General features: G+C 71.7%; 23 protein-coding genes and 1 tRNA gene. 16 read left to right on the top strand and 8 right to left on the bottom strand.

Translation table 11 applies throughout. The annotated features are described in order from the left end of the window. Nucleotides 1-9 precede the first annotated feature (9 nt). Nucleotides 10-981 (bottom strand): helix-turn-helix domain-containing protein, encoded by a 972-nt coding sequence (locus tag C4V41_RS53760; protein ID WP_103963831.1) that lies wholly within the window; start codon nt 979-981, stop codon nt 10-12. Nucleotides 982-987: 6 nt separating this feature from the next. Here C4V41_RS53760 and C4V41_RS53755 point away from each other — a divergent pair, with 6 nt between their 5' ends. The 5 genes from C4V41_RS53755 to C4V41_RS53735 all read left to right on the top strand — a co-directional run bounded on the left by C4V41_RS53755 (nt 988) and on the right by C4V41_RS53735 (nt 4,936). Next, entirely contained in the window at nt 988-2,043 is a 1,056-nt protein-coding gene (locus C4V41_RS53755; protein WP_103963830.1) for a type III polyketide synthase, read from the top strand. Then, on the top strand, nt 2,040-2,597 hold the full coding sequence (locus tag C4V41_RS53750) for an isoprenylcysteine carboxyl methyltransferase family protein (RefSeq protein WP_103963829.1): 558 nt from the start codon (nt 2,040-2,042) through the stop codon (nt 2,595-2,597). Before C4V41_RS53755 ends, C4V41_RS53750 begins: the two co-directional genes overlap by 4 nt. After that, nucleotides 2,560-3,105 carry a TIGR03086 family metal-binding protein gene (locus tag C4V41_RS53745; RefSeq protein WP_160150712.1) on the top strand — a complete coding sequence of 182 codons (546 nt, stop codon included), beginning with the start codon at nt 2,560-2,562 and terminating at the stop codon, nt 3,103-3,105. The genes C4V41_RS53750 and C4V41_RS53745 overlap by 38 nt, the downstream gene beginning before the upstream one ends. Nucleotides 3,106-3,280: 175 nt before the next feature. Beyond that, on the top strand, nt 3,281-4,771 hold the full coding sequence (locus C4V41_RS53740; protein WP_235030960.1) for a vWA domain-containing protein: 1,491 nt from the start codon (nt 3,281-3,283) through the stop codon (nt 4,769-4,771). A gap of 92 nt (nt 4,772-4,863) precedes the next feature. Continuing rightward, nucleotides 4,864-4,936 (top strand) — tRNA-Ala (locus tag C4V41_RS53735). Between the two features lie 109 nt (nt 4,937-5,045). Here the strand turns inward: C4V41_RS53735 and C4V41_RS53730 are convergent. Beyond that, the gene (locus C4V41_RS53730; RefSeq protein ID WP_146104169.1) at nt 5,046-6,671 is read right to left on the bottom strand and encodes an alpha/beta fold hydrolase; all 1,626 of its coding nucleotides are present in this window, start codon (nt 6,669-6,671) and stop codon (nt 5,046-5,048) included. A 256-nt stretch (nt 6,672-6,927) separates the two neighbouring features. On the opposite strand from C4V41_RS53730, the gene C4V41_RS53720 reads away from it, so the two are divergent. Together C4V41_RS53720 and C4V41_RS53715 are read left to right on the top strand one after the other, a co-directional pair. Next, nucleotides 6,928-7,173, top strand: a complete 246-nt coding sequence (locus tag C4V41_RS53720) for a hypothetical protein (RefSeq protein WP_103963824.1) — start codon at nt 6,928-6,930, stop codon at nt 7,171-7,173. A 43-nt stretch (nt 7,174-7,216) separates the two neighbouring features. Continuing rightward, the gene (locus tag C4V41_RS53715; RefSeq protein WP_103963823.1) at nt 7,217-8,119 is read left to right on the top strand and encodes a bifunctional helix-turn-helix transcriptional regulator/GNAT family N-acetyltransferase; all 903 of its coding nucleotides are present in this window, start codon (nt 7,217-7,219) and stop codon (nt 8,117-8,119) included. Here C4V41_RS53715 and C4V41_RS53710 read toward each other — a convergent pair. From C4V41_RS53710 to C4V41_RS53700, 3 genes are all read right to left on the bottom strand, one after another. Further along, entirely contained in the window at nt 8,103-8,963 is an 861-nt protein-coding gene (locus tag C4V41_RS53710; RefSeq protein ID WP_200824881.1) for a pyridoxamine 5'-phosphate oxidase family protein, read from the bottom strand. The genes C4V41_RS53715 and C4V41_RS53710 overlap by 17 nt on opposite strands. Then, a complete protein-coding gene (locus C4V41_RS53705) occupies nt 8,963-9,406 on the bottom strand; it encodes a VOC family protein (protein ID WP_103963822.1) in 444 nt (147 codons plus the stop codon). Before C4V41_RS53705 ends, C4V41_RS53710 begins: the two co-directional genes overlap by 1 nt. 85 nt (nt 9,407-9,491) lie before the next feature. Next, nucleotides 9,492-10,049 carry a CGNR zinc finger domain-containing protein gene (locus C4V41_RS53700; RefSeq protein WP_103963821.1) on the bottom strand — a complete coding sequence of 186 codons (558 nt, stop codon included), beginning with the start codon at nt 10,047-10,049 and terminating at the stop codon, nt 9,492-9,494. Between the two features lie 85 nt (nt 10,050-10,134). Here C4V41_RS53700 and C4V41_RS53695 point away from each other — a divergent pair, with 85 nt between their 5' ends. Together C4V41_RS53695 and C4V41_RS53690 are read left to right on the top strand one after the other, a co-directional pair. Beyond that, a complete protein-coding gene (locus C4V41_RS53695) occupies nt 10,135-10,740 on the top strand; it encodes a TetR/AcrR family transcriptional regulator (RefSeq protein WP_103963820.1) in 606 nt (201 codons plus the stop codon). 9 nt (nt 10,741-10,749) lie between these two features. Further along, the gene (locus tag C4V41_RS53690) at nt 10,750-12,201 is read left to right on the top strand and encodes an FAD-dependent monooxygenase (protein WP_103963819.1); all 1,452 of its coding nucleotides are present in this window, start codon (nt 10,750-10,752) and stop codon (nt 12,199-12,201) included. A 13-nt stretch (nt 12,202-12,214) separates the two neighbouring features. Here the strand turns inward: C4V41_RS53690 and C4V41_RS53685 are convergent, their stop codons facing one another. Together C4V41_RS53685 and C4V41_RS53680 are read right to left on the bottom strand one after the other, a co-directional pair. After that, complete coding sequence (locus C4V41_RS53685) at nt 12,215-13,036, bottom strand: SAM-dependent methyltransferase (RefSeq protein ID WP_103963818.1); 822 nt, start codon at nt 13,034-13,036, stop codon at nt 12,215-12,217. Between the two features lie 84 nt (nt 13,037-13,120). Continuing rightward, nucleotides 13,121-14,071, bottom strand: a complete 951-nt coding sequence (locus C4V41_RS53680; protein WP_103963817.1) for a GlxA family transcriptional regulator — start codon at nt 14,069-14,071, stop codon at nt 13,121-13,123. A 70-nt stretch (nt 14,072-14,141) separates the two neighbouring features. Between C4V41_RS53680 and C4V41_RS53675 the strand changes: the two genes are divergently transcribed. After that, nucleotides 14,142-15,407 (top strand): MFS transporter, encoded by a 1,266-nt coding sequence (locus C4V41_RS53675; protein WP_103963816.1) that lies wholly within the window; start codon nt 14,142-14,144, stop codon nt 15,405-15,407. Continuing rightward, nucleotides 15,404-16,066: a peptidyl-tRNA hydrolase gene (locus C4V41_RS53670; RefSeq protein WP_103963815.1), complete on the top strand. Its 663-nt coding sequence runs from the start codon at nt 15,404-15,406 to the stop codon at nt 16,064-16,066. Before C4V41_RS53675 ends, C4V41_RS53670 begins: the two co-directional genes overlap by 4 nt. On the opposite strand, the gene C4V41_RS53665 is transcribed toward C4V41_RS53670, so the two are convergent. Further along, nucleotides 16,056-17,018 (bottom strand): DUF3616 domain-containing protein, encoded by a 963-nt coding sequence (locus C4V41_RS53665; protein ID WP_235030959.1) that lies wholly within the window; start codon nt 17,016-17,018, stop codon nt 16,056-16,058. The two genes, C4V41_RS53670 and C4V41_RS53665, sit on opposite strands and share 11 nt — an antisense overlap. Before the next feature lie 170 nt (nt 17,019-17,188). Between C4V41_RS53665 and C4V41_RS53655 the strand changes: the two genes are divergently transcribed. From C4V41_RS53655 to C4V41_RS53635, 5 genes are all read left to right on the top strand, one after another. Then, nucleotides 17,189-17,950, top strand: a complete 762-nt coding sequence (locus tag C4V41_RS53655) for a hypothetical protein (protein WP_160150711.1) — start codon at nt 17,189-17,191, stop codon at nt 17,948-17,950. A gap of 38 nt (nt 17,951-17,988) precedes the next feature. Continuing rightward, complete coding sequence (gene ftsH, locus C4V41_RS53650; RefSeq protein WP_103963900.1) at nt 17,989-19,944, top strand: ATP-dependent zinc metalloprotease FtsH; 1,956 nt, start codon at nt 17,989-17,991, stop codon at nt 19,942-19,944. Nucleotides 19,945-20,013: 69 nt separating this feature from the next. Then, on the top strand, nt 20,014-20,622 hold the full coding sequence (locus tag C4V41_RS53645; RefSeq protein WP_160150710.1) for a DUF937 domain-containing protein: 609 nt from the start codon (nt 20,014-20,016) through the stop codon (nt 20,620-20,622). 16 nt (nt 20,623-20,638) lie between these two features. Next, nucleotides 20,639-21,220: a Maf family protein gene (locus C4V41_RS53640; protein WP_103963811.1), complete on the top strand. Its 582-nt coding sequence runs from the start codon at nt 20,639-20,641 to the stop codon at nt 21,218-21,220. 10 nt (nt 21,221-21,230) lie between these two features. Beyond that, complete coding sequence (locus C4V41_RS53635) at nt 21,231-21,983, top strand: EI24 domain-containing protein (RefSeq protein ID WP_200824879.1); 753 nt, start codon at nt 21,231-21,233, stop codon at nt 21,981-21,983. Nucleotides 21,984-22,016: the final 33 nt, after the last annotated feature.

Here is a 22,016-nt window from a genome sequence, read left to right as displayed (position 1 = left end):
GGTGGCGCCTCAGGCGCTGAACGCCTTGCGGTAGGCCGAAGGCGAGGTGCGCATGGCGCGGGTGAAGTGGTGCCGGAAGGTCACCGGGCTCTCGAAGCCCACCGACGCCCCGATCTCCTCCACCGGGGCCGCCGTCGACTCCAGCATCGCCAGGCTGGCGGCCACCCGCTGCGAGATCACCCACCGCAGCGGGCTCGTCCCGGTCTGCCGCTTGAAGTGCCGGATGAACGAGCGCTCCGACATGTGCGCCACCCCGGCCAGATCGGCCACGGACAGCGGCTCCGCCAGGTGCTCCAGGGCCCACGCCATCGCCCTGGCCACCGCGTCGTCGTCCTCGACCGGCGTGACCGCGGCCTGGATGAACTGGGCCTGCCCGCCCTCCCGGTGAGGCGGGATGACCAGGCGGCGGGCCACCGCGTTGGCCACGTTGGGGCCGTGGTCGCTGCGGACGAGGTGGACCAGCAGGTCGAGCCCGGCGGCGCTGCCCGCGCTGGTCAGCACGTCGCCGCCGTCCACGTACAGGACCGAGGGGTTGACCCGGACGGCGGGGAAGCGCTCCTGGAGCAGGTCGGCGTACTTCCAGTGGGTGGTCACCTCGCGCCCGTCGAGCAGCCCGGCGGCCGCCAGCGCGAACGCCCCGGAACAGATCGACACCATTCGCGCCCCGCGCGCGTGCGCCGCGCGCAGGGCCGAGACCAGCGCGCCGGAGACCGGGCCGCGCACGTCGGCGACCCCGGGCACGATCACCGTGTCGGAGCCGGCCAGCACGTCCAGCCCGTGGGCCGCCTGCAGGGTGAACCCGCCGACCACCCGGAGCGGCTCCAGCGTCTCCGCGCACACCCGCAGGTCGTACCAGGGGACGTCCAGCTCGGGGCGGGGCAGGCCGAAGAACTCCACGACACAGCCGAGTTCGAACGGCGCCATGCCCTCGAAAGCCAGCACGGCCACTCCGTGCCGCCTGGCCGGGAGTGGGAGCAGCATGCCCGCATGTTAGCCGGAGCCTCTCAGCGGCAGGAGAGCAGTATGCATATTTCGGGAGTGCAGACCGTTTTGGCTGATCACCGCTACGAACAGGCGGAGATCACCGAGGCGTTCTCCCGGCTGACCGACTGCGATCAGGACCAGCTCGAACGCTTCCACACGGCCACCGGCGTGAAAGGGCGCAATCTCGCGCTCCCGCTGGCCGACTACACCAAACTCGACTCCTTCGCCAGGGCGAACACCATGTACGCCGAAGTCGCCCTCGACCTCGGCGAACGGGCACTGCGCGGCGCGCTCCAGAAGGCCGACGTGCGCCCGGAGAAGATCGACCACCTGCTGTTCTGCTCGACCACGGGCCTGGCCACGCCCTCGCTCGACGCCCGGCTGGCGCAGCGGATGGGCCTGCGTCCCGACGTGAAACGGGTGCCGGTGTTCGGCCTGGGCTGCGCGGCCGGCGCGGCCGGGCTCGCGCGGCTGCACGACTACCTGCGCGGCTGGCCGCACCACGTCGCGGCGCTGGTCTGCGTGGAGCTGTGCTCGCTGACGATCCAGCGCGACGACACCTCGATCGCCAACCTGGTGGCCAGCGGCCTGTTCGGCGACGGCGCGGCGGCCGTCGTCGCCACCGGCCGCGGCCCCGGCCCCGAGGTCGTCGCCACCCGCAGCCGGCTCTACCCCGGCACCGAGCACCTCATGGGCTGGGAGGTGGGCGACCACGGCTTCCGCATCGTGCTGGACGCGGACCTGACCGGCTTCGTGGAGCAGGTGCTGGGCGCCGACATCAAGGCGTTCCTGGCGGACTACGGCCTGACCCCCGAGCAGGTCGCCACCTGGATCTGCCACCCCGGCGGCCCGAAGGTGATCGAAAAGATCGTGGAGACGCTCGGCCTGGAGCCCAGGGCCCTGGAGGTGACCCGGCGCTCGCTGAGCGAGTACGGCAACCTGTCGTCGGTCTCGGTCCTGCACGTCCTGCAGGAGACGCGCGGTCAGCCCGGCGCCCCCGCGCTGCTCATGGCCCTGGGCCCGGGCTTCTCCGCCGAGCTCCTCCTGCTGCACTGGTGATCGCCTACACGCTCCTGATCGGCCTGGTCGTCCTCGAACGGCTGGCCGAGCTGGCGGTCGCCCGCCGCAACCTGGCCTGGGCCAGGTCCGCCGGCGGCGTCGAGTACGGCGCCCGCCACTACCCCTTCATCGTCGTGGCCCACACGGCGCTGCTGATCGCGGCGCCCGCCGAGGTTTGGCTGCTCGGCCGCCCCTTCGTCCCCGCGCTCGGCTGGCCCATGCTCGCCGCCGTCGTCCTGGCCCAGGGGCTGCGCTGGTGGTGCGTCGGCACGCTGGGCCGGCAGTGGAACACGCGGGTCGTCGTGGTGCCGGGGCTGCCGCTGGTGAGGCGGGGGCCGTACCGGTGGCTGCGGCATCCGAACTACGTGGCCGTCGTCGCGGAGGGGATCGCGCTGCCGCTCGTGCACTCCGCCTGGCTGACCGCGTCGGCGTTCACGGCGGCGAACGCGGTGCTTCTCGCCGTTCGAATACACGTGGAGAACGCGGCCCTGGCAGGCTGTACCCATGGAAGAGAACATGAACGAGACCCTGGCGATGCTCCGTGGGGCCGCTGACCGCACGTCCGCGCTGGTCAAGGGCGTCAGCGACGACGAGCTGGGGCTCCCCACGCCGTGCTCCGAATACGACGTCAAGGGCCTGATCAACCATATGGAGTGGGCCATCTCCCTGTTCGAATCGGTCGGGAGCGGCGGCGGGTTCCTGCCGCCGAAGGACTACACCGGCGACTTCCCCGAGCGGGCCGAGCGCATGCTCGCCGTCTGGGAGCGCCCGGAGACGTGGGAGGGCGTCAGCGAGGCCATGGGCGGCCTGCCGAAGACCGTGCTCGCGCGCATGGCGCTGACCGACCTGGTCGCCCACGGCTGGGATCTGGCCCGGGCGACGGGCAGGCACTACGAGGTCGAGGAGGAGACGGCGGCCGCGCTGCGGGCGTTCTCGGCGCAGATGGCGCCGACCGGCCGGGCTCGCGGGGCGTTCGGCGACGAGGTGGCGGTGCCCGACGACGCTTCGTCGCTCGACCGGTTCCTCGGGCTCATCGGACGGGATCCGGCATGGAAGCCGTGATCGGCATTCGATAACGGATCGACCTCTTCTGAGGACCTGAGCGGCAACGCTCATCCGCCTCACGTGCGCCAATGGTCACGGTTGATCACGTGTCGATCGCGGTTTGTGCTCGCTTGCGTCACCGGCCCGGCCATCGGGGGGCCACTTCCGTCGTACGACTCGGAGGTGGTTGGAAATGAAATTTCGTCCTTTGGTGGTCGGTGTCGGGCTTACCGCCCTTCTCGCACTCGCCGCCTGCGGCGGTGGCCCCAGCGCCACGAGCGGTGACCGGGCGGCTGCGCCCGCGCACAGCAGCACGCAGCAGCGCCCTGAGCAAGCGCCTCAGCAGACCAGCGAGGCCCAAGACGAGAGCAAGAGCGAGAAGGACACGACGACGGCCCAGATCTCCACGTTCGCCCTGGACGTGGACACGGCCTCGTACGGCTACGCCCGCCGTACCCTCCAGGAGGGCCGCTGGCCCGCGCCGGCCGAGATCCGCCCGGAAGAGTGGGTGAACGCGTTCCGGCAGGACTACGCGCAGCCGTCCGACGACGGGTTCGCCGTGCACGTGGACGGCGCCCGCATGCCCTCGCGCGACGAGGCCGTCATGCGCGTCGGCCTGCAGACCCGCGCGTCCGAGGCGTCCGCGCGGCGGCCCGCCAACCTCACGTTCGTGGTCGACGTGTCCGGCTCGATGGCCGAGCCCGGCCGCCTCGACCTGGTCAAGACGGCCCTGCTGAAGCTGCTCGACCAGCTCGCGCCCGGCGACCAGGTCTCCATCGTGGCCTTCAGCGACGAGGCCGAGGTGCTCGCCTCGATGACCCCGCTGACCGCCAGGGGCGAGCTGATGGACGCGGTGAACCAGCTCACGATCGACGGCGGCACCAACCTGGAGGCCGGGCTCGTCACCGGCTACGAGCAGGCGTCCAAGGCGTTCCGCCCGGCCGCCACCAACCGGGTCATCCTGCTCTCCGACGGCCTGGCCAACCAGGGCAACACCGAGTGGCAGGCCATCCTGGCCCAGGCCAAGGAATATGCGGGCAGGCAGGTCACCCTGCTCACGGTCGGCGTCGGCCGCGATTACGGCGACGAGCTGATGGAGCAGCTCGCCGACAACGGCGACGGCATGGCCGTGTACGTCAGCACCGAGGAAGAGGCCACCAAGATCTTCACCACTCAGCTCCCCGCCACCATCGAACTCCGCGCCCGCGACGCCAAGGCTCAGGTCGTCTTCAACCCGTCCGTCGTGGAGAGCTACCAGCTCGTCGGCTACGAGAACCGCGCCCTGACCACCGAGGAGTTCCGCGACGACGGCAAGGACGGCGGCGAGATCGGGCCCGGCCACTCCGTCACCGCCCTGTACGCGCTCAAGCTCAAGCCCGGCGCCACCGGCCAGCTCGCCCAGGCCACCGTGCGCTGGCAGGACCCCGACACCAGGACCGCCTCCGAGACGAGCGAGTCGCTGACCTCCGGCCAGCTGGCCGAGTCCCTGTGGAAGGAGGCCCCGGTCAGGCTGCAGGTGGACGTGGCGGTGGCCGCGTTCGCGCTGTACATGCGGGACCGGAAGGCGTTCGGCCTCGACCTGCCCGAGATCGGCGAACACGTCACCCGGCTGGCGGCCGACTCGGAGGACCCCATGGTCACCGAGCTGGCCTCCCTCATCACCAAGGCGTCGTCGGTGGGCTGACCTCGCGGCGGCGGTGGCGCCCTGCGCGCCACCGCCGTCAAATACGTGTGCGTCGGTGGTGCCGGAGTCCGCTAGACTTGTGCACGCAACAAGGGGCTATGGCGCAGTTGGTAGCGCGCCTCCATGGCATGGAGGAGGTCTGGGGTTCGAATCCCCATAGCTCCACCCCGATCACTACGGCGGTGCCCTTCCGGGCGCCGCCGTTTTCGTCTGCCCGGACATGGCCGTCCGGCCGTGCCGTCTGGATGACGGCACGGCCGGAGCGGGTCGGAACTCAGCCGGACGTGCGGGCGGAGGCCAGGAACGGGGCGCTCCACGGGAGCTTGTCCGTCGGCCACAGCTCACGCTGCTGCTTCTGCTTCTTGAGCATGGTCTCGACTCGGCCGCCCACCTCACAGCGGAAGCCGTGCGGAGGCAGCGTCAGCGAGATCAGGTAGTTGTCGATCGGCACGGTGCTGCACTCGTCCTTGCCGTAGATGCGGTGGCCCCAGCCCTCGTAGGTGATGAGGCGCGCCTTGGAGCCGAGCTGCCTGGCCACGCTCGCCGACCAGGAGTACGGGGTGGACGGGTCGTGCAGCGAGTTGCCCAGCAGGATCGGGGTGTTGCCCGTGTAGCGCAGCCGGTGTTGCGGGTTGGTGGTGGGGTGGTTGAGGCAGACGGGCAGGTCCTCCATGGGCATCGGGTTGAAGCGCATGTCCGGGGCCTGACGCTTCGAGCTGCGCAGCAGGGCCGCGTACTCCTTGTAGTTGCGCACCCGCAGCTTGTAGTCCTGGCAGAGGATCGCTGTGGGCAACTGGGCCACCTCACCCGACACGGGCTGACGGCCGGGCAGCGGCGGCACCCACGATGGCGGGTCGCCGCCGTCCAGGGCGCGCAGCATCTCGCTCAGGAGCTGCCAGGCGGGGCCCTCGTTGCCCAGCACGCCCTGCCACAGGACCTGGATCTCGGTCATGGGGCGGTCCGTGACGCCCGGGTAGTACAGCTTGCCGTCGCGCGCCTTGGCCAGGATCCGCTCCCAGACCGCGCGGACGTCCTTGCCGTGCAGGGCGCAGGCGGCCTCCTGGTCGCACCAGCCGACGAACTGGTCGAAGGCGTCCTCGACGGCGGCGGCCTCGGTGTCGAGGAACGCCTTGACGCCGAGGCTGTGGTCCATGTTGCTGTCCAGGGCCATGGCCCGGATCTTGTTCGGGAACAGCTCGGCGTACATCTGGCCGATCAGGGTGCCGTACGAGATGCCGTAGAAGGTGAGCTTCTCCTCGCCCAGCGCGGCGCGCAGGGCGTCGAGGTCGCGCGCGACGTTGACCGAGTCGACGTGGTCGTACAGCGGGCCGGTGCGGGCCCGGCAGTCGGCGCGCAGCTTCTTGGCGTAGGCCGTCCACTTGACGAAGTCGGCCTGGCTCTTCATGACGGCGGGCGGAATCTGGTTGAACACCGACGCCGAGCAGATCACCGGGTGACTGCGGCCCACGCCCCGGGGGTCGAAGCCGACGATGTCGAACCGCTTCTGCAGCTCCTCGGTGAAGAAGCCGGGGGCGCCGTAGGCGGCCTCCACGCCGGACCCGCCGGGGCCGCCCGGGTTGATCACCAGGGAGCCGACGCGGGCCTTGGGGTCGGTGGCCTTGCGGCGGGCGAGGGCCAGGTCGATGGTCTGCCCCTTCGGGCGCGACCAGTCGATGGGCACCGCCAGCTTGCCGCACTCCGCCTCGGGCTCCTCCGTACAGGGTGCCCAGGTGATGGTGCTCTTCCCGGCGGTCGTCGCCGGGGTCGGCGACGGCGACGGAGTCGGGCTCGCGGACGGCGTCGCCACGGCCTTCGCGGTCGTCGAGGCCGCCGGGGTCGGCGTCGCCCGGTCGGTGGGGCCCGCCGCGACGGCGGGGGATGCGGTTAACAGCGTCGCCATCGCCATGAAGGCGGTGGCGAGCAGAGAAGATCTTCCTGGCACAGTGCTCCCATCGTGGATCGGCCGGCCGGGCTCGCTCGCGCGGCTCTCGGGCCGGCCCTGATTCGTCGATCGACGGCTGGAGTGGCGGCGACCGCGGCCCCCGTGTTGACCACGACGTATCGACGGGCAGCACGATACAACAGGAGCATCCACAAGATCCCGCGATCTTGCAGGTTACAGACCAAAATCGAACTTTTGTTCGTATAATGGAGAGATGGATCTCAAGCCTGAGGAACTGCCCGAGCTCTGGAGGCCGCCGATCGTGGAGCACGCTCCCGCGATACCCGACGGGGCGGCACGCTACCTGCTGGCCTGGGGCGACGACGCCCGTGGCGCCCGGTGGGGATACCTGCTCTGGCCGGCGCGCGAGGGGAGCGCGCGCTGGGTGCACTGGGAGGACATCCGCCCGATCATGGGCGAGGACTACAGCACGGTCCCGGTCGCGGACCCGTTGATGTGATTAGGGGCTTCCGTACCGTCCGTTACCTGACTAGGGTCAGATAATGGACGGTACGGCGATCGGGCACGTGCGGCGTTTCCAGCGCACCGTGACCCAGCGGATCGGGGTGCTCAACGACAGGTTCCTGGCCAGGGACCGGCCCCTCGGGCAGTCGCGGGTGCTCTGGGAGATAGGAACGGGCGGCAGCGAGGTGCGCGCCCTGCGGGCCCGGCTCGAACTCGACTCCGGCTACATGAGCAGGCTGCTGCGCTGCCTGGAGGCCGACGGGCTGGTCGTCGTCGACTGCGGCGGCACCGACGGTCGGGTCCGCACGGCCCGGCTCACCCCGGCGGGGCTCGCCGAGCACGCCGAGCTCGACCGGCGGTCCGACGAGGCGGCCACGTCGATCCTCCAACCGCTGTCGGAGGCCCAGCGCGACCGCCTGGTGGCGGCCATGTCCGAGGTCGAGCGGCTGCTCCTCGTGTCCATGGTGGACATCGACGCGCTCGACCCGCACCACCCCGCCGCGCGGCACTGCCTGCAGGCCTACGCCGCCGAGCTGGCCCGCCGCTTCGAGAGCGGCTTCGACCCGGCGCGCAGCACGCCGCTCGACGACCAGGATCTGCGGCCCCCGGTCGGGCTCCTGCTGGTCGCCATGCTGCACGCCGAGCCGGTGGGGTGCGTGGCGCTGAAGTCGCGCCCCGGGTCCGTGCTCGCGGAGATCAAGCGGATGTGGGTGGATCCGTCCGTCCGGGGGCTGGGGCTGGGTCGCCGGCTGCTCGCCGAGGTCGAGGCGCGGGCCGCCGGGCGCGGAGTCCGTACGCTGCGGCTGGAGACCAACCGGGCGCTCGCCGAGGCCATCGCCCTCTACCGCCAGGCCGGCTACCAGGAGGTGGCGGCCTTCAACGACGAGCCCTACGCCCACCACTGGTTCGAGAAGCGCGTGGCCGTCACACGGGCGGATTGAACCGGTGGTAGCCGGGGGCGGTCCACCCGGCGGGCACGGTGCCCGACAGGTGGACACACTCGTCCAGCTCGAACCGCACCACCCGCGGATCGCCCCACTCCACCCTGGCCCGGCCGGTGAGCTGCAGCGTCTCACCGCGCTCCCAGTCCGCGAAGAGCAGCCCGGCGGCAGGGTCGAGCTCCAGGTTGCCCAGCGTCATGTACATCGCGTTGCCCGGATAGTCGGCGAACTCCAGCGTGCGCGGCCCGGTGACCCGGACGAATCCCGGGTTGCCGCCCCGGTGGGACACGTCGGCCCCGTGCCCTTCCGCGCGCGTGGCGATGAAGAACGTGTCCGCCGCGCCGATCCAGTCACGGTGCCGCTCCGTCAGCTCGGTGCCGCGCCCGAGGCCGGCGGGCGGGCCGGCGGCGGAGGTGGGCTCGCGGGTCTGGATGTACTTCGGGCAGTTCGCGTAGACCTGCTCCGTCCAGACCACCAGCGAGTCACCGGCCTGTACGGCGGTGCCGTTGACGCGCATCCTGCGCCGCGTGTGCGCCTCGATGGCCAGCAGCCCGAGGTCGCGCTCCCGCGTGAACAGCCCGTGCAGGGGGTCGCCGGCGGCGGGCAGGGCGTGCAGCACGATCGTGCGGTCGTCCTCAGGGGCGGCGAAGCCCGCCGGGCCGGTCAGCGCGCCCGCCCAGACGCGCCCGAGATCGTCGGCCGCGCCCGTGACGATCAGCCGCTGGGCGCGCAGGAACGCGGCCGCCACCTCCGGGATCTCCGGCCGGGTGCGGGAGCTGCCGTGATCCTCCTGCCGGACACCCAGCCTGCGCTGCACGGCGACCTCGCCCGGGTGCCGTCTCATTAGAAGAATCCGCAGGTCGGCGCGCCCGAGGTGGGCGCGCCACGATCGCCGGCGCCGTCGGGGGCGAAGATCTCCAGCCGGATGCCGTCGGGGTCCTCGAAGAACACGCCGCCCGACGAGGCGCCCTCGCCATGCGGGACGACGCCGTCGTGGTGCAGCGTCGCGCCCAGCTCCCTGATCACCGCCTCGGCCCGCCGCACCGCCGCCAGATCCACCACCTGGAACGACAGGTGGTGCAGCCCCGGCAGCCCGGCGCCGAACCGGCCCTCGCTCTGCTGCCACAGCGTCAGCACCAGCGTGCCGTCCTGCGCCAGAAACGCGTAGCGCCGCCCGTCCTCCTTCGACTCGCCCGCCACCGAGAACCCGAAAACGCGCTCGTAGAACGCCTTGGAGGCGTCGAGATCGGTGACGTTGAGCCCGACGTGCCCGGTCTGAAAGGACATCCAACACTCCTCTAACGCATGAATAGCTGATTTGCCGTTAGAAGGACTATAACGGCAAATCAGCGTCTCTGGCGTTAGAAGTCGGCTATTTCTTGTGCTCCCGGTAGTGCCTGGCGGCTCGGGCGCGGTTGCCGCAGGCCGTCGAGCACCACTCCTGACGTGGGTGTTCCTTCACGAAATAGAGCACGCAGCGCGGCGCCGGGCAGGTGCGCAACAGGGCCACCTCGGGCCCCGCGAGGAACTCCACGGCCGCCGTGGCGAGCCGGGCGCGCAGCCGGGTCGGCTCGTCCGTCTCGGCGGCGGGCGCGATGACGAGGACCGGCTTGTCGTCCCAGGACAGTTGCGGGGCCGTGGGCGCCGCCAGCGCGGTGGCGTTGACCAGGGCCAGCGCCTCCTTGAACGGGGGCAGGTCAGGCAGATCGGCCCGGCTCGGCGGCTCCGGGGCCACGGCCCTGGCGAACAGCGCGCGGACGGCCTGGCGCAGCCGCACCGTCTCCTGCCGCGCCTCCTCCGAGGCGGTGAAGCCCGGCCCGGCCGCGTGCGCGCGGGCCCAGCTCGTCAGGCCGTCCACGTCGGCCAGCGTGTCGACCGGCCCGGACCGATCGGCCCGCACCGTGCTGACGAATTCCAAGGCCAAGGACATTGCCTCAATCTAATGCCTCGTCGCGGGCGAAAATTGCGGAGTCGGAAAACTTGCGGATTCGGCAAAATTCTGCGACTCTCGTGCCATGAGCGGGCTGAGAGAGCGGAAGAAGCTGGCCACGCGTGAGGCCCTGATGACGGCCGCACTCCGGCTGGCCCACGAGCGAGGGCTGGAGAACGTCCGGGTCGAGGACATCGCGGCCGAGGCCGGGGTCTCGCCACGGACGTTCAACAACTACTTCGCGAGCAAGTACGAGGCCATCACCGCCCGCCACACCGACCGCGTCCGCCGGTCGGTGGCCGCGCTGCGCGCCCGGCCCGCGGGCGAGCCCTTCTGGGAGGCCATGACCGAGGCCATGGTCGAGCCATGGGCCCGCCATGCGGGCACCACCGACGCGGCGCCGCCGCCCGAGCTGCTGGCGAGCATCCGCATGCTGGCCGACGAGCCCATGCTGCGGGCCGAGTCGCTGAAGGTGGTGTTCGCGGCCGACGGCGAGCTGGCCACGGCCGTGGCCGAGCGCACCGGCACCGACCCCGCCCGCGATCTCTACCCCACCCTGGTCGCCGTCACGGTGACCGCCGCCGTCCAGGCCGCCGTCGGCCACTGGCTGCGCTCCGAGCCACCGATCCCGCTGGTGCCGCTGCTGCGCGACTCCCTGCGCGCGCTCGCCGCGGGACTGCCGACTCCCTGAGGAGATCCCATGGACACCATGGACATCGTCATCGCCGGTGGCGGCCCCAACGGGCTGATGCTGGCCTGTGAGCTCAGCCTGGCCGGGGTCAGGCCCCTCGTCATCGAGCGCCTGCCGCGGCGCAGCGACCAGCCCAAGGCCAACGGCATCGTCGGCCAGGTCGTCCGGCTGCTGCGCGGGCGCGGCCTGGCCGAGGCGGAGGCGCCCATGCCGGCGTTCATGTTCGGCGCGATGCCGCTGGACCTGTCGGGGCTCGACGACAACCCGCTGCACGGGATGGGCATCAGGCAGCCCGAGCTGGAGGAGCTGTTCGAGCGGCGGGCGGCCGAGCTGGGCGTGGAGATCAGGCGCGGGCACGAGCTGCGCGGCTTCACCCAGGACTCCGAGGGCGTCACCCTGAAGCTGGCAGGGCCTGACGGGCCTTATGAGCTGCGTGCCCGCTATCTGGTGGGATGCGACGGCGCGCACAGCACGGTCAGGAAGCTCGCCGGCATCGGTTTCCCCGGCGTGCACGCGGCCGACGTGGTGAGCCGCGCCGCCCACGTGACCGTGCCGGGGGCCGTGCTGCGGCCCGAGCGGGCCGAGATGGAGGTGCCGGGGGTGGGCACGTTCGGGCTCTACGCCTGGCACAGGACCGAGCGGGGCGCGTACGCGATGCTGCCGGCCGGGGCCGAGGTGCTGACGGTCAGCGCGATGGAGTGGGACGCGGACGCGCCCGGCGACGACGTGCCGATGACCGTCGGGGAGCTGCGCGAGAGCCTGGCCCGCGTGCTCGGCGCCGGCCTGCCGCTGGCCGCCCCCGCCGGGCCGGGCCCGCACATGCTCAGGCGGCTGAACGGCCGCGACACCCGGGTCGCCGACCGCTACCGGGCCGGCCGGGTGTTCGTGGCGGGCGACGCCGCGCACGTGCACTCGGCGATGGGCGCGCCCGGCCTCAACCTGGGCCTCCAGGACGCCGCCAACCTGGCCTGGAAGCTGGCCGCCGAGGTCCACGGCTGGGCGCCGCCCGGGCTGCTGGACACCTACGACGCCGAGCGCAGGCCCGCCGCCGAGCGGGTCGCCGTGCACAGCCAGGCCCAGCTCGCGCTGACCGCGCCGGGGCAGGGGGTCACGGCGCTGCGGGAGGTGTTCGGCGAGCTGCTGAACGATCCGCCCGCCCGCCGCCGCGTCGCCGCCCTGCTGGCCGGCTCCGACGTGGCCTACCCGGTGCCCGGGCCGTCGCATCCGCTGGCGGGGCGGTTCCTGCCCGAGGTGCCCGCCGCGGCCGCCGCGCGGGCCCGTCCGGTGCTGCTGGACGTGACGGGCGGCCTGCGCGTACGGCACGGGCGGGTCGACGTGGTGCCCTCCGACGGGCCCGAGGCCGTGCTCGTGCGCCCCGACGGTTACGTGGCCTGGGCGGGCACGCCGGACAGGACGCTGGACGAGGCCCTGGAGACGTGGTTCGCCGAGAGCCTGGTGTGACAGCCTGGTGTGACTACGCGCGGCCGACCCCGGCGACGATGCCCGGGGTGACGAGGTCGTACGTGTCGGCGGGGGAGGCGTCCGGCGTCCAGTCCGAGACCGGCACGATGCCGGGGCCGAGCAGTTCGAGACCGTCGAAGTAGCCGGCGACCTGGCCGTGGTCGCGCCTGGCCAGGCCGCCGGGGGCGGTGCTCGCGTAGACCCTCTGGCTCGCGTGGGTCACGTCGTCGGTGGCGTTGCCCGCGTACAGGTGGGAGAGCACCAAATAGCCGCCGGGGCGCAGCCGCTCCCGGACGCGGGCGGCGATCCTGGCGGCCTCCTCGTCGTCGGAGACGAAGTGCAGCACCGCCACCAGCAGCACCGCGTACGGCCGGGTGAGGTCGAGGTGCCCGGTGAGACGGGGGTCGTCCAGGATCGCGCCGGGGTCCCTGACGTCGCCCTCCAGCGCGATGACGTCCGGGTCCCTGGCCAGCAGGGCGCGGGCGTGGGTGAGCACGATCGGGTCGTTGTCCACGTAGACGACGCGGGAGCCGGAGGCGTGCCGCCTGGCCACCTGGTGCACGTTGTCCTGCGTGGGCAGCCCGGCGCCGATGTCGACGAACTGGCGCACGCCCGCCTCCGCGATCATGCGCACCGCGCGGCCCAGGAAACCGCGGTTGGCCAGGGCGATCTGGCGCGCGTCATTACCCATCTGACGGCCGATCTCGATCATCTTCTCGGCCGCCTCGCGATCCGCCGCGAAGTTGTCCCGGCCGCCGAGGTAGTAGTCGTACATCCGGGCGACGCTGGGCACGTTCGGGTTGACCCCGGCGGGTACGCGGTCCGCCTCGGACATCTGACGCCCTTCCCTAGATGATCTTTGATGGGGATTCTAGGCGGGAATCGGACCAATGCCGCAAGTCATGCGCTGAATGGCTGATCAGACGCGGCGGAAGGTCTGGCGATAGGCCAGCGGCGGCACCCCGACGGCCGCGTGCAGGTGCTGGCGCAGCGACACCGCCGTGGCGAAGCCCGCCCGCCTGGCCACCTCCTCCACACCGAGATCGGTCGTCTCCAGCAGGTGCCGGGCGTGCCGCACCCGCTGCCCGGTCAGCCACTTGGCCGGGCTCACGCCCGTTTCCTCCCTGAAGCGCCTGGTGAACGTGCGCACGCTCATCCTGGCGTGCTCGGCCAGCGCGTTCAGGTCGAGCGGGGCGTGCAGGTGGGCGAGCATCCAGTCGCGGGTGGCCGCGGTGCCGCCGCCGTTCCCGTACGGGAGGGGCCGCTCGATGAACTGGGCCTGGCCGCCCTCCCGCCACGGCGGCATCACGCAGCGCCGCGCCGCCCGGTTGGCCACCTCGCTGCCGTGGTCGCGCCTGATCACGTGCAGGCACAGGTCCATGCCCGCCGCCACCCCGGCCGAGGTGAGCACGTCGCCGTCGTCCACGAACAGCACGTCCGGATCCAGCTCGACCTGCGGGAACAGCCGGGCGAAGCGCGCCGACTCGGTCCAGTGCGTGGTGGCCCGGCGGCCGTCGAGCAGCCCCGCCGCGGCCAGGATGAACGCGCCCGTGCAGATCGACATCGTGCGTGGCCTGCCCCGCAGGGCCCCGGCCAGGGTGGCGGAGATCGTGCCGTCCTTCATCACCCGGCCGCCGTGGACGCCGGGCACCAGCACCGTGTCGGCCGTGTCGAGCACGTTGAGGTCGTGGTCGGGCAGCACGCTGTAGCCGGCCGAGCAGCGCACGGGACGGCGCCCTTCCGAGCAGGTCACGACCTCGTAGAGGTGCTCGCCCGACGACGTCCTGGCTGCCCAGAACACCTGGCCGGGCACCCCGAGGTCGAGCGGGGCGAAATGGTCGGCCACCACGACGGCGATGCGATGGGGCATGGCCTGATTCTTTCACATATTGGCTATCCGGCCACTCGTGAGCGGGTAAGGGATGAACCAGGATTGGCGCATGACAGTGAGCACCACCGCCCCCGCCCGCCGCAGGCTGCATCGCGCCTGGTTCGTCGCGGCCGTCGCCTTCGTCGCGATCCTCGGCGCCGCGGGCTTCCGCGCCACCCCCGGCGTGCTGATCACCCCGCTGCGGGAGGAGTTCGGCTGGTCGGCCGGCACGATCTCGCTGGCCGTCTCGATCAACCTGGTGCTCTACGGTCTCACTGCTCCCTTCGCCGCCGCCCTCATGGACCGCTTCGGCATGCGCCGCGTGGTCGCCCTCGCCCTGCTGCTGATCGCCGTGGGCAGCGGGCTCACCGTGCTGATGACGGCGAGCTGGCAGCTCCTGCTGTTCTGGGGCGTGCTGGTCGGGCTCGGGACGGGCTCGATGGCGCTGGTGTTCGCCGCGACCGTGGTGGACCGCTGGTTCGTCCGGCACCGCGGGCTGGTCACCGGCGTGCTCACCGCGGGCGGCGCGACCGGGCAGCTCGTCTTCCTGCCCGTGCTGGCCCAGCTCGCCGAGGGGCCCGGGTGGCGCTTCGCCTCGCTGACCGTGGCCGCGGCGGCGCTGGCCGTGGTGCCGTTCGTGTGGTGGCTGCTGCGCGACCACCCCGAGGACGTGGGCACGACGGCACTCGGCGCGGAGCCGGGCGCGGTGCGTACGGAGCCCAGCAAGGCCAACGCGGCGGTCAGAGCCATCGGCGTGCTCGTCATGGCGGCGCGGACCCGGCCGTTCTGGCTGCTCGCGGGCGGCTTCGCGATCTGCGGGGCCAGCACGAACGGCCTGGTCGGCACCCACTTCATCCCCGCCGCGCACGACCACGGCATGGCCGCGCCCGTCGCCGCCGGGCTGCTGGCGGTCATCGGGATCTTCGACATCGCGGGCACGATCGCCTCCGGCTGGCTCAGCGACAAGATCGACCCGAAGGTGCTGCTCGGCGTCTATTACGGGCTGCGCGGGCTGTCGCTGATGGTGCTGCCCAGCCTGTTCGCGGCCACGACCGAGCCCAGCATGCTGATCTTCATCATCTTCTACGGCCTGGACTGGGTGGCCACCGTGCCGCCCACGGTGGCGCTGTGCCGGCGGATCTACGGGGCCGACGGCGCCGTGGTGTTCGGCTGGGTGTTCGGCTCGCACCAGGTCGGGGCCGCGATCGCCGCCGTCGGCGCCGGCCTCACCCGCGACCACCTGGGCGCCTACGACCTCGCCTGGTACGCCGCCGGCGCCCTCTGCCTCGTCGCCGCCGGCATGTCCCTGGCCATCGGGCATGCTAGAAGGCGATGAACGACTCCGAACTTTACGTCCTGCCGCTGGTCGTCAGGATCGAGAAGGCGGCGCCTCCCGAGCGCACGGACGCGATGGAGGCCGCCGCCATGGCCGTGCTCGGCCTGCTCGCCGACCCGGGCGACTGGGCCGAGGAGCTGCACGCGTGGCAGTCCACCGGCCGGATCCGCAAGGTCGTCCGCCGGGCCAGGGGCGCCGAGTGGCGCAGGGCCGTCGCGCTGCCCGGCCGCACGGTCGAGCACCGTACGGCCGAGGTGCGCGTGCACCCGCCCGTGCCCCTCGACGGCTGGCCCCGTGACCTGGCGCGGCTGCAGGTGGGCGGCACCGAGCTGACCGACACGGCCGAGCCGCCGGCCGCCGAACCACCGGTCCTGTGGGCCAACCCGTCGCTGGAGATGTCGGCGGGCAAGGCCATGGCCCAGGCCGGGCACGCCGCCCAGCTCGCCTGGTGGGCCAGTGACCCGGGCGAGCGGGCGGCCTGGGCGGAGCGCAGCCTGGCGGTGTCCGTGCGCACGGCCACCGCGCGAGGCGAGTTCGACGCCATGGTGGCCGCCGGGCTACCCGTGGTGCGCGACGCGGGGTTCACCGAGATCGAGCCGGGTTCGTGCACCTTCGTCGCGGACGCCCCCTGGTTGCGGGGGCGCGTCGCTAGATCGTGAACACGTCGGCCAGCACGCCGCCCGCCGGGGTGATCCGGGCGGGTGACGGGCTGTCGTACACGACCATGAGCCTGCCGTCCGCCAGCCGTACCAGCCCTTCCGGGTGGTCGCAGCCGACGCCGTAGGGCAGGTCGAGCACGACCTCCAGCTCGTCCTCCGGCACGACGCGCTTCTTGTTGCCCGGGCGCCAGCGCAGGACGCGTACCGGGCCGTCGAGGTCCATGGTCGGCCCGGCCAGGATCAGCAGCGAGTCGCCGTCGGGGCACAGGTCGCGCACGCCGAGCCCGCGCAGGTAGAGGAAGTGCTTGCGGTACGGCTCCCTGAGCCGCAGCCGGCCCTTGCCGCCCTCCTCCGGGCACAGCTCCAGCACCACCGCCCAGCCGCGCAGCACCGGGCCGCGCAGGCCGATGTAGACACGATCCGAGGTGACGGCGATGCCCTCGACGTCCAGCCCGTTGTCCTTGCCCGGCAGCGCCAGGAACGGCGCCAGGTGCCGGTCGTCGCTCAGGTGCGTGGTCAGGCTGTTGCCGCCCGACATGATCAGCCCGGGGCCGGGATCTCCGGCGTCGTCGAGCGGGAGGCGTACCAGGATGTAGCGGTTCTCCTCCCTGATCACCGTGGCCAGGCGGTCGGCGGCCTTGTCGGGATCCTTGGCCTTGGCCCGCCGGCGCTTGAGGCTGTGCGAGCCGACCAGCCAGAGGTGGCCGTTGGCCCGGGCCATCCCCTCGATGTCGGCTTCGTCCTCGGGCCCCGCGGGGAGGTTGACGTAGTCGGCGAGTTGGTACGTGCGCTGGGCTCCGTAATGGTCGCCCGTCCACGTGAGGTGCTCGAACGACGCGGTCTCGTCGCCGGCGACCCAAAGGCCGGTGGCGCTCTGCCGGATCGCTGAGAGGTTCGTGTGCGTTTGAGACGCTTGCGAGGCGTGGTCGAATCGCAGCTCAACCTGTTCCACGTTGCCATGATTGCACTTCGGTCGCTTCATGAGCGCAATGGCGGGATATGTCGTACGCTCCCGTCGTGCTCGATGGGGAAGAAGAGATCAAGGGTTCCCGAGTGAGAACCGCGCCCAGGCCCGGGATCCCTGTTTCTCCGCCCAAACGCTCCCGCATCGGAGATATCCGGATGCGGGTGGTGTATCGGGGGCTGGCCGTGGTCGCCGCCGTCGTGGCGATCGCCGTGACGCTGGCCGTGGCGCTCCCGTCGGAGCCGGACGAGGTGGTGGCGGGGCCGGTAGCCGCGCCGCCGGCCCCGCCGCCCTCGTCCGGCCCCGCACCTTCCCCATCGTCGTCCCCGTCGTTCTCCGGGTCTTTCTCCCCGACGCCTTCTCCCACGTCGTCGCTCGCCCCTGGTTACACGGCCATGGAGGCCCTGTACGCCGACCCGCGCGTCCCCAGGCTGACCCGCGCCGTCAAGCGCATGAGCCTGGCCTCCCCGGGCAAGCGGGTGATCAAGGACGGGCGTACCGGGCTGGCCGTGCCCCGGTTGCCGCGGCCGTGGAAGGCGTACGGGCCGGCGCCGTTCACCACCAAGCAGGTGCTCCCCAAGCAGCGCGGCACCGGCCTGCGGGGCGTGTTCGTCACCTGCCCGCTGCCCATCCTGGAGCAGAAATCCGCCCGGAACACGGCGCTGCTGGCCGCCCGCTGGACGCTCAACCACCACCCCAAGGGCTCCCGCATCAAATGGCTGGCCTCCCAGCCGGTCGAACGCGGCTGGATGCTCGTCTACCGCGTCACCTACGGCAAGCGCACGTCCCGCGCGGCCGTCGTGGTGATGGACGGGGGAATGAGCAAGCCCGGATTGGCGTTCGTGTCAGTGCCTGACTCGCAGCGCAAACAGTGGCGCGATATCGCACGCGTGGCCTCAGGGGTGCGTGTTCTAGGCTAGAAAGATCATGTATTGCGGCGATGTGGGGGAGTGACGCCGTGGAACGCTCTGGACCGCCACAGGCCTCTGGAAGCAAAGGCAAGGGCAAGCCGCCCTGGCGCTCGGAAGGTCTGCCCGGAACACCTGGCGGCCGGCCCAAGATCAACTGGTGGCGGTTCGTCGTCACCCTGCTCGTCGTGTACGCGGGCTTCTTCGTCGTGTCGTCGTTCGTCGACAGCGGATCGGTCGAGACGATCTCGTACACCGAGTTCACCAAGCAGGTGAACGCCAAGAACGTCAAGGACATCTACGCCCAGGGCCTGTCGGTCGAAGGCGACCTGAGGAAGGCCGCGACCAACCCCGAGAGCGAAGAGTCCTACAGCAAGTTCGCGACCGAGATCCCGGCCTTCGCCAACACCGACCAGCTCGACCAGCAGCTCGCCTCCGGCCAGGTGGAGATCACCTCCCAGCCCATCACCCGGGGCTTCTTCTCCAACCTACTGCTGTCGCTGCTGCCCGTGCTGCTGCTGGCCGGCCTGTGGATCTGGATCATGCGCCGCGGCGCCAGCATGATGGGCGGTGGCCTGGGCGGGCTCGGCAAGTCCAAGGCCGCCAAACCGGTCGAGGCCGGGCAGGTGCGGGTCACGTTCGAGGACGTGGCGGGCATCGACGAGGTCGAGAACGAGCTCGTCGAGATCGTCGACTACCTCAAGGACCCCGATAAATATCGCAGGCTGGGCGCCAAGCTGCCCAAGGGCGTGCTGCTCGCCGGTCCTCCCGGCACCGGCAAGACGCTGCTGGCCAGGGCGGTCGCGGGCGAGGCCAAGGTGCCCTACTTCTCGGCCAGCGCCTCCGAGTTCATCGAGATGATCGTCGGCGTGGGCGCCTCGCGCGTACGCGACCTGTTCGAGGAGGCGCGCAAGGTGGCGCCGTCGATCGTGTTCATCGACGAGATCGACGCCATCGGGCGGGCTCGCGGCGGTGCCGGCGGCCTCGGCGGGCACGACGAGCGCGAGCAGACGCTCAACCAGATCCTCACCGAGATGGACGGCTTCTCCGGCGCCGAGGGCGTGATCGTCATCGGGGCCACGAACCGTCCCGAGGTCCTCGACCCCGCGCTGCTGCGGCCCGGGCGCTTCGACCGTACGGTGCAGGTGGGCCTGCCCGACGCGGCAGGACGCACCGCGATCCTGGGCGTGCACACGCGCGGCGTGCCGATGGACGGCGAGGTCAGCCTCGACTCGCTCGCCAAGACCACCCCCGGCATGACCGGCGCCGACCTGGCCAACCTGGTCAACGAGGCCGCCCTGCTCGCCGCCAAGCGCGGCAAGGACAAGGTCGCGATGGCCGACTTCGCCGACGCGCTGGAGAAGCTGCAGCTCGGCGCGGCGCGCAGCATCGTGATGCCGGAGGAGGAGCGCACCAGGACCGCCTTCCACGAGGCCGGCCACGCGCTGCTCGGCATGCTCCAGCCGGGCGCCGACCCGGTCAGGAAGATCTCGATCATCCCGCGCGGACGGGCGCTCGGCGTCACGCTGTCCACCCCCGACTCCGACCGCTACGCCTACGACGAGCAGTATCTGCGCGGGCGCATCACCGGCGCCCTCGGCGGTATGGCGGCCGAGCAGGTCGTCTACGGCGTCATCACCACCGGTGCCGAGAACGACCTCGAACAGGTCACCATGATCGCCCGTGGCATGGTCGGCCGGTGGGGCATGTCGGAGAAGGTCGGCCCGCTGACCATCCTGCCCAACGACGGCCAGCCGCCGCAGGCCTCGCCCGTCACGCTCGCCATGGTCGACGAGGAGGCGCGGCGGATCGTGGACGAGTGCTACGAGCGAGCGCTCCGGATCCTCAGCGACAACCGCGACAAGCTGGACGCCATCGTGGAGGCCCTGCTGGAGCACGAGACGCTCGACGAGGCCAGCGCCTACATGGCGGCCGGGCTCGCCCGCTCCTCCAACGGTCAGCCGGCACTCTCCGGTGCGTCATCGGAGGGCTTTTCCGAGAATTAGGGCAGGCCGGACGTTGGCTGGAGCCCGGCAGGGGAACGTCTCCCGCGTACAACGATCGGGGGACTAGTCGTGACACTGAATGACGAGCTGCTCGCCGGGCTCGGAGACTCAGGACTGGAACAGATCGCCGGGATGCTCGGCACGGACACCCTCACGGCCCGCAAGGTCGTCGAGGCCGTGTCGGGCACCATCGTCGGCGGCATGGCCCGCAACGCCGAGCACCCTGACGGCGCCGACGCCCTGCGCGGGGCGCTCGACGACCATCTGGACGCCGACCCGTTCAACGGCGACGTGGCCTCGCTGACCCGCGACGGGCACAGCATCCTCGGTCACGTGCTCGGCGGGCAGGGCACCGAGCAGGCCGCGGCCGGGCTCTCCCAGCTCGCCGGGGTCGACACCGCGACCATCATGAAGCTGCTGCCCCTGATCGCCCCCATGATCATGTCGCTGCTCGCCGCCCGGGCCACGCGCGGCGACATGGACGCGGGCGCCGTGGCCGACACCCTCGACCGGGAGCAGTCGGCGGTGCCCGGCGGGCTGGGGGAGCTGCTCGGGGGGTTGCTGGGGAGCATCTTCGGTGGCGCCGTACCGCAGCAGGGCGGGCCGTACACCCCCGCGGGCGAGCGCGTCCAGCAGGAGCGGGAGGTGGCACCGGGGACGTCGAACCCCGACTGGTGAACGGTAGGCTAAGCCGGTGATCGTTCTGGCCTCAGCCTCCTCCACCCGACTGGCCCTCCTGCGCAGCGCGGGTCTCGACCCCAAGGTGATCGTCAGCGGCGTCGACGAGGACGCGTTCTCCGCCTACTCTCCCGCCGCGCTCAGCCTGGTGCTGGCCAAGGCCAAGGCCGAGGCGGTCGCGAGCGGGCTCGACGAGGGGCTGGTCATCGGCTGCGACTCGATCCTGGAGCTTGACGGCCGCCCCTACGGCAAGCCCGCCACCAACGAGGAGGCCGCCGCGCGCTGGCGGCTCATGCGGGGCCGCACCGGCCGCCTGGTCACGGGCCACTGCGTGATCGACGTGGCCGCGGGCCGGCAGGCGGCCGAGGTCGCCACCACCGTCGTACGCTTCGGCCAGCCGTCCGACGAGGAGATCGCCGCCTACGTCGCCACCGAGGAGCCGCTCAGCCTGGCCGGCGCGTTCAGCATCGAGGGGCGCGGCGGGTGGTTCATGGAGGGCATCGAGGGCGACCACGGCAACGTGCTGGGCATCTCGCTGCCGCTGGTCCGCGAGCTGTTCGCCGACCTCGGCTACGCGATCACGTCGTTCTGGCGCTAGCCTGCCGGGCATGCGATCAGTGCGCGACTTCACCTCCGGTGTCGGCTTCTTCTTCCAGGGGTTCGGCTGGGTCGCCAAGAACACGCGGTGGTGGCTGTTCGGGTTGATCCCGGCGCTGATCGCCTTCTCCGTGTACGTGGCGGCGCTGATCTACCTCGGCACCAACGCCACGGAGCTGGCCGAGTTCCTGACGCCGTTCGCGGACTCGTGGAGCTGGCGGGAGACCTTCCGGACACTGGTGGGCATCGTGCTGTTCGTCGCGGGGCTGGCGCTGGCCGTGATCACCTTCGCGGCCATCACGCTGGTGATCGGGGAGCCGTTCTACGAGAAGTTGTCGGCGGCGGTGGATCCGCTGGTGGAGGAGCATGAGCAGCCGTGGTGGCGGACGTTGCCGCGCTCGATCCGGGACAGCCTGGTGACGCTCATGTACGTGCTGATGTTCACGATCCCGCTGTTCTTCCTGGGGTTCGTGCCGGTGGTGGGCCAGACGGTCGCCCCGGTCCTGGGCGCGGCCGTTTCCGGATTTTTCCTGACAGTCGAACTCACCACCCTGGCCCTCGAACGCCGCGGCTTCGCCCGCAAGGACCGCTTCCGGCTTCTGCGCGCGAACAAGGCCAGCTCGCTGGGGTTCGGGGTGGCGGTGTTCCTGCTCTTCCTGGTGCCCTTCGTGGCCGTCATCGCCATGCCGGCCGCCGTCGCGGGCGCCGCGCTCCTCGTACGAACCCGCCTCTCCCCACCCCCGACACCAGCCCCCATCCCCTAAGGGTCACCCCCCACAACCCTGACCCGCCCCTCT

Origin of the sequence: Nonomuraea solani (assembly GCF_900108335.1) — a bacterium.
In the GTDB taxonomy this organism is placed as follows: domain Bacteria; phylum Actinomycetota; class Actinomycetes; order Streptosporangiales; family Streptosporangiaceae; genus Nonomuraea; species Nonomuraea solani.
The sequence above is the reverse complement of the archived record's forward strand: the minus strand, read 5'-3'. Positions and strand labels throughout refer to the sequence as shown.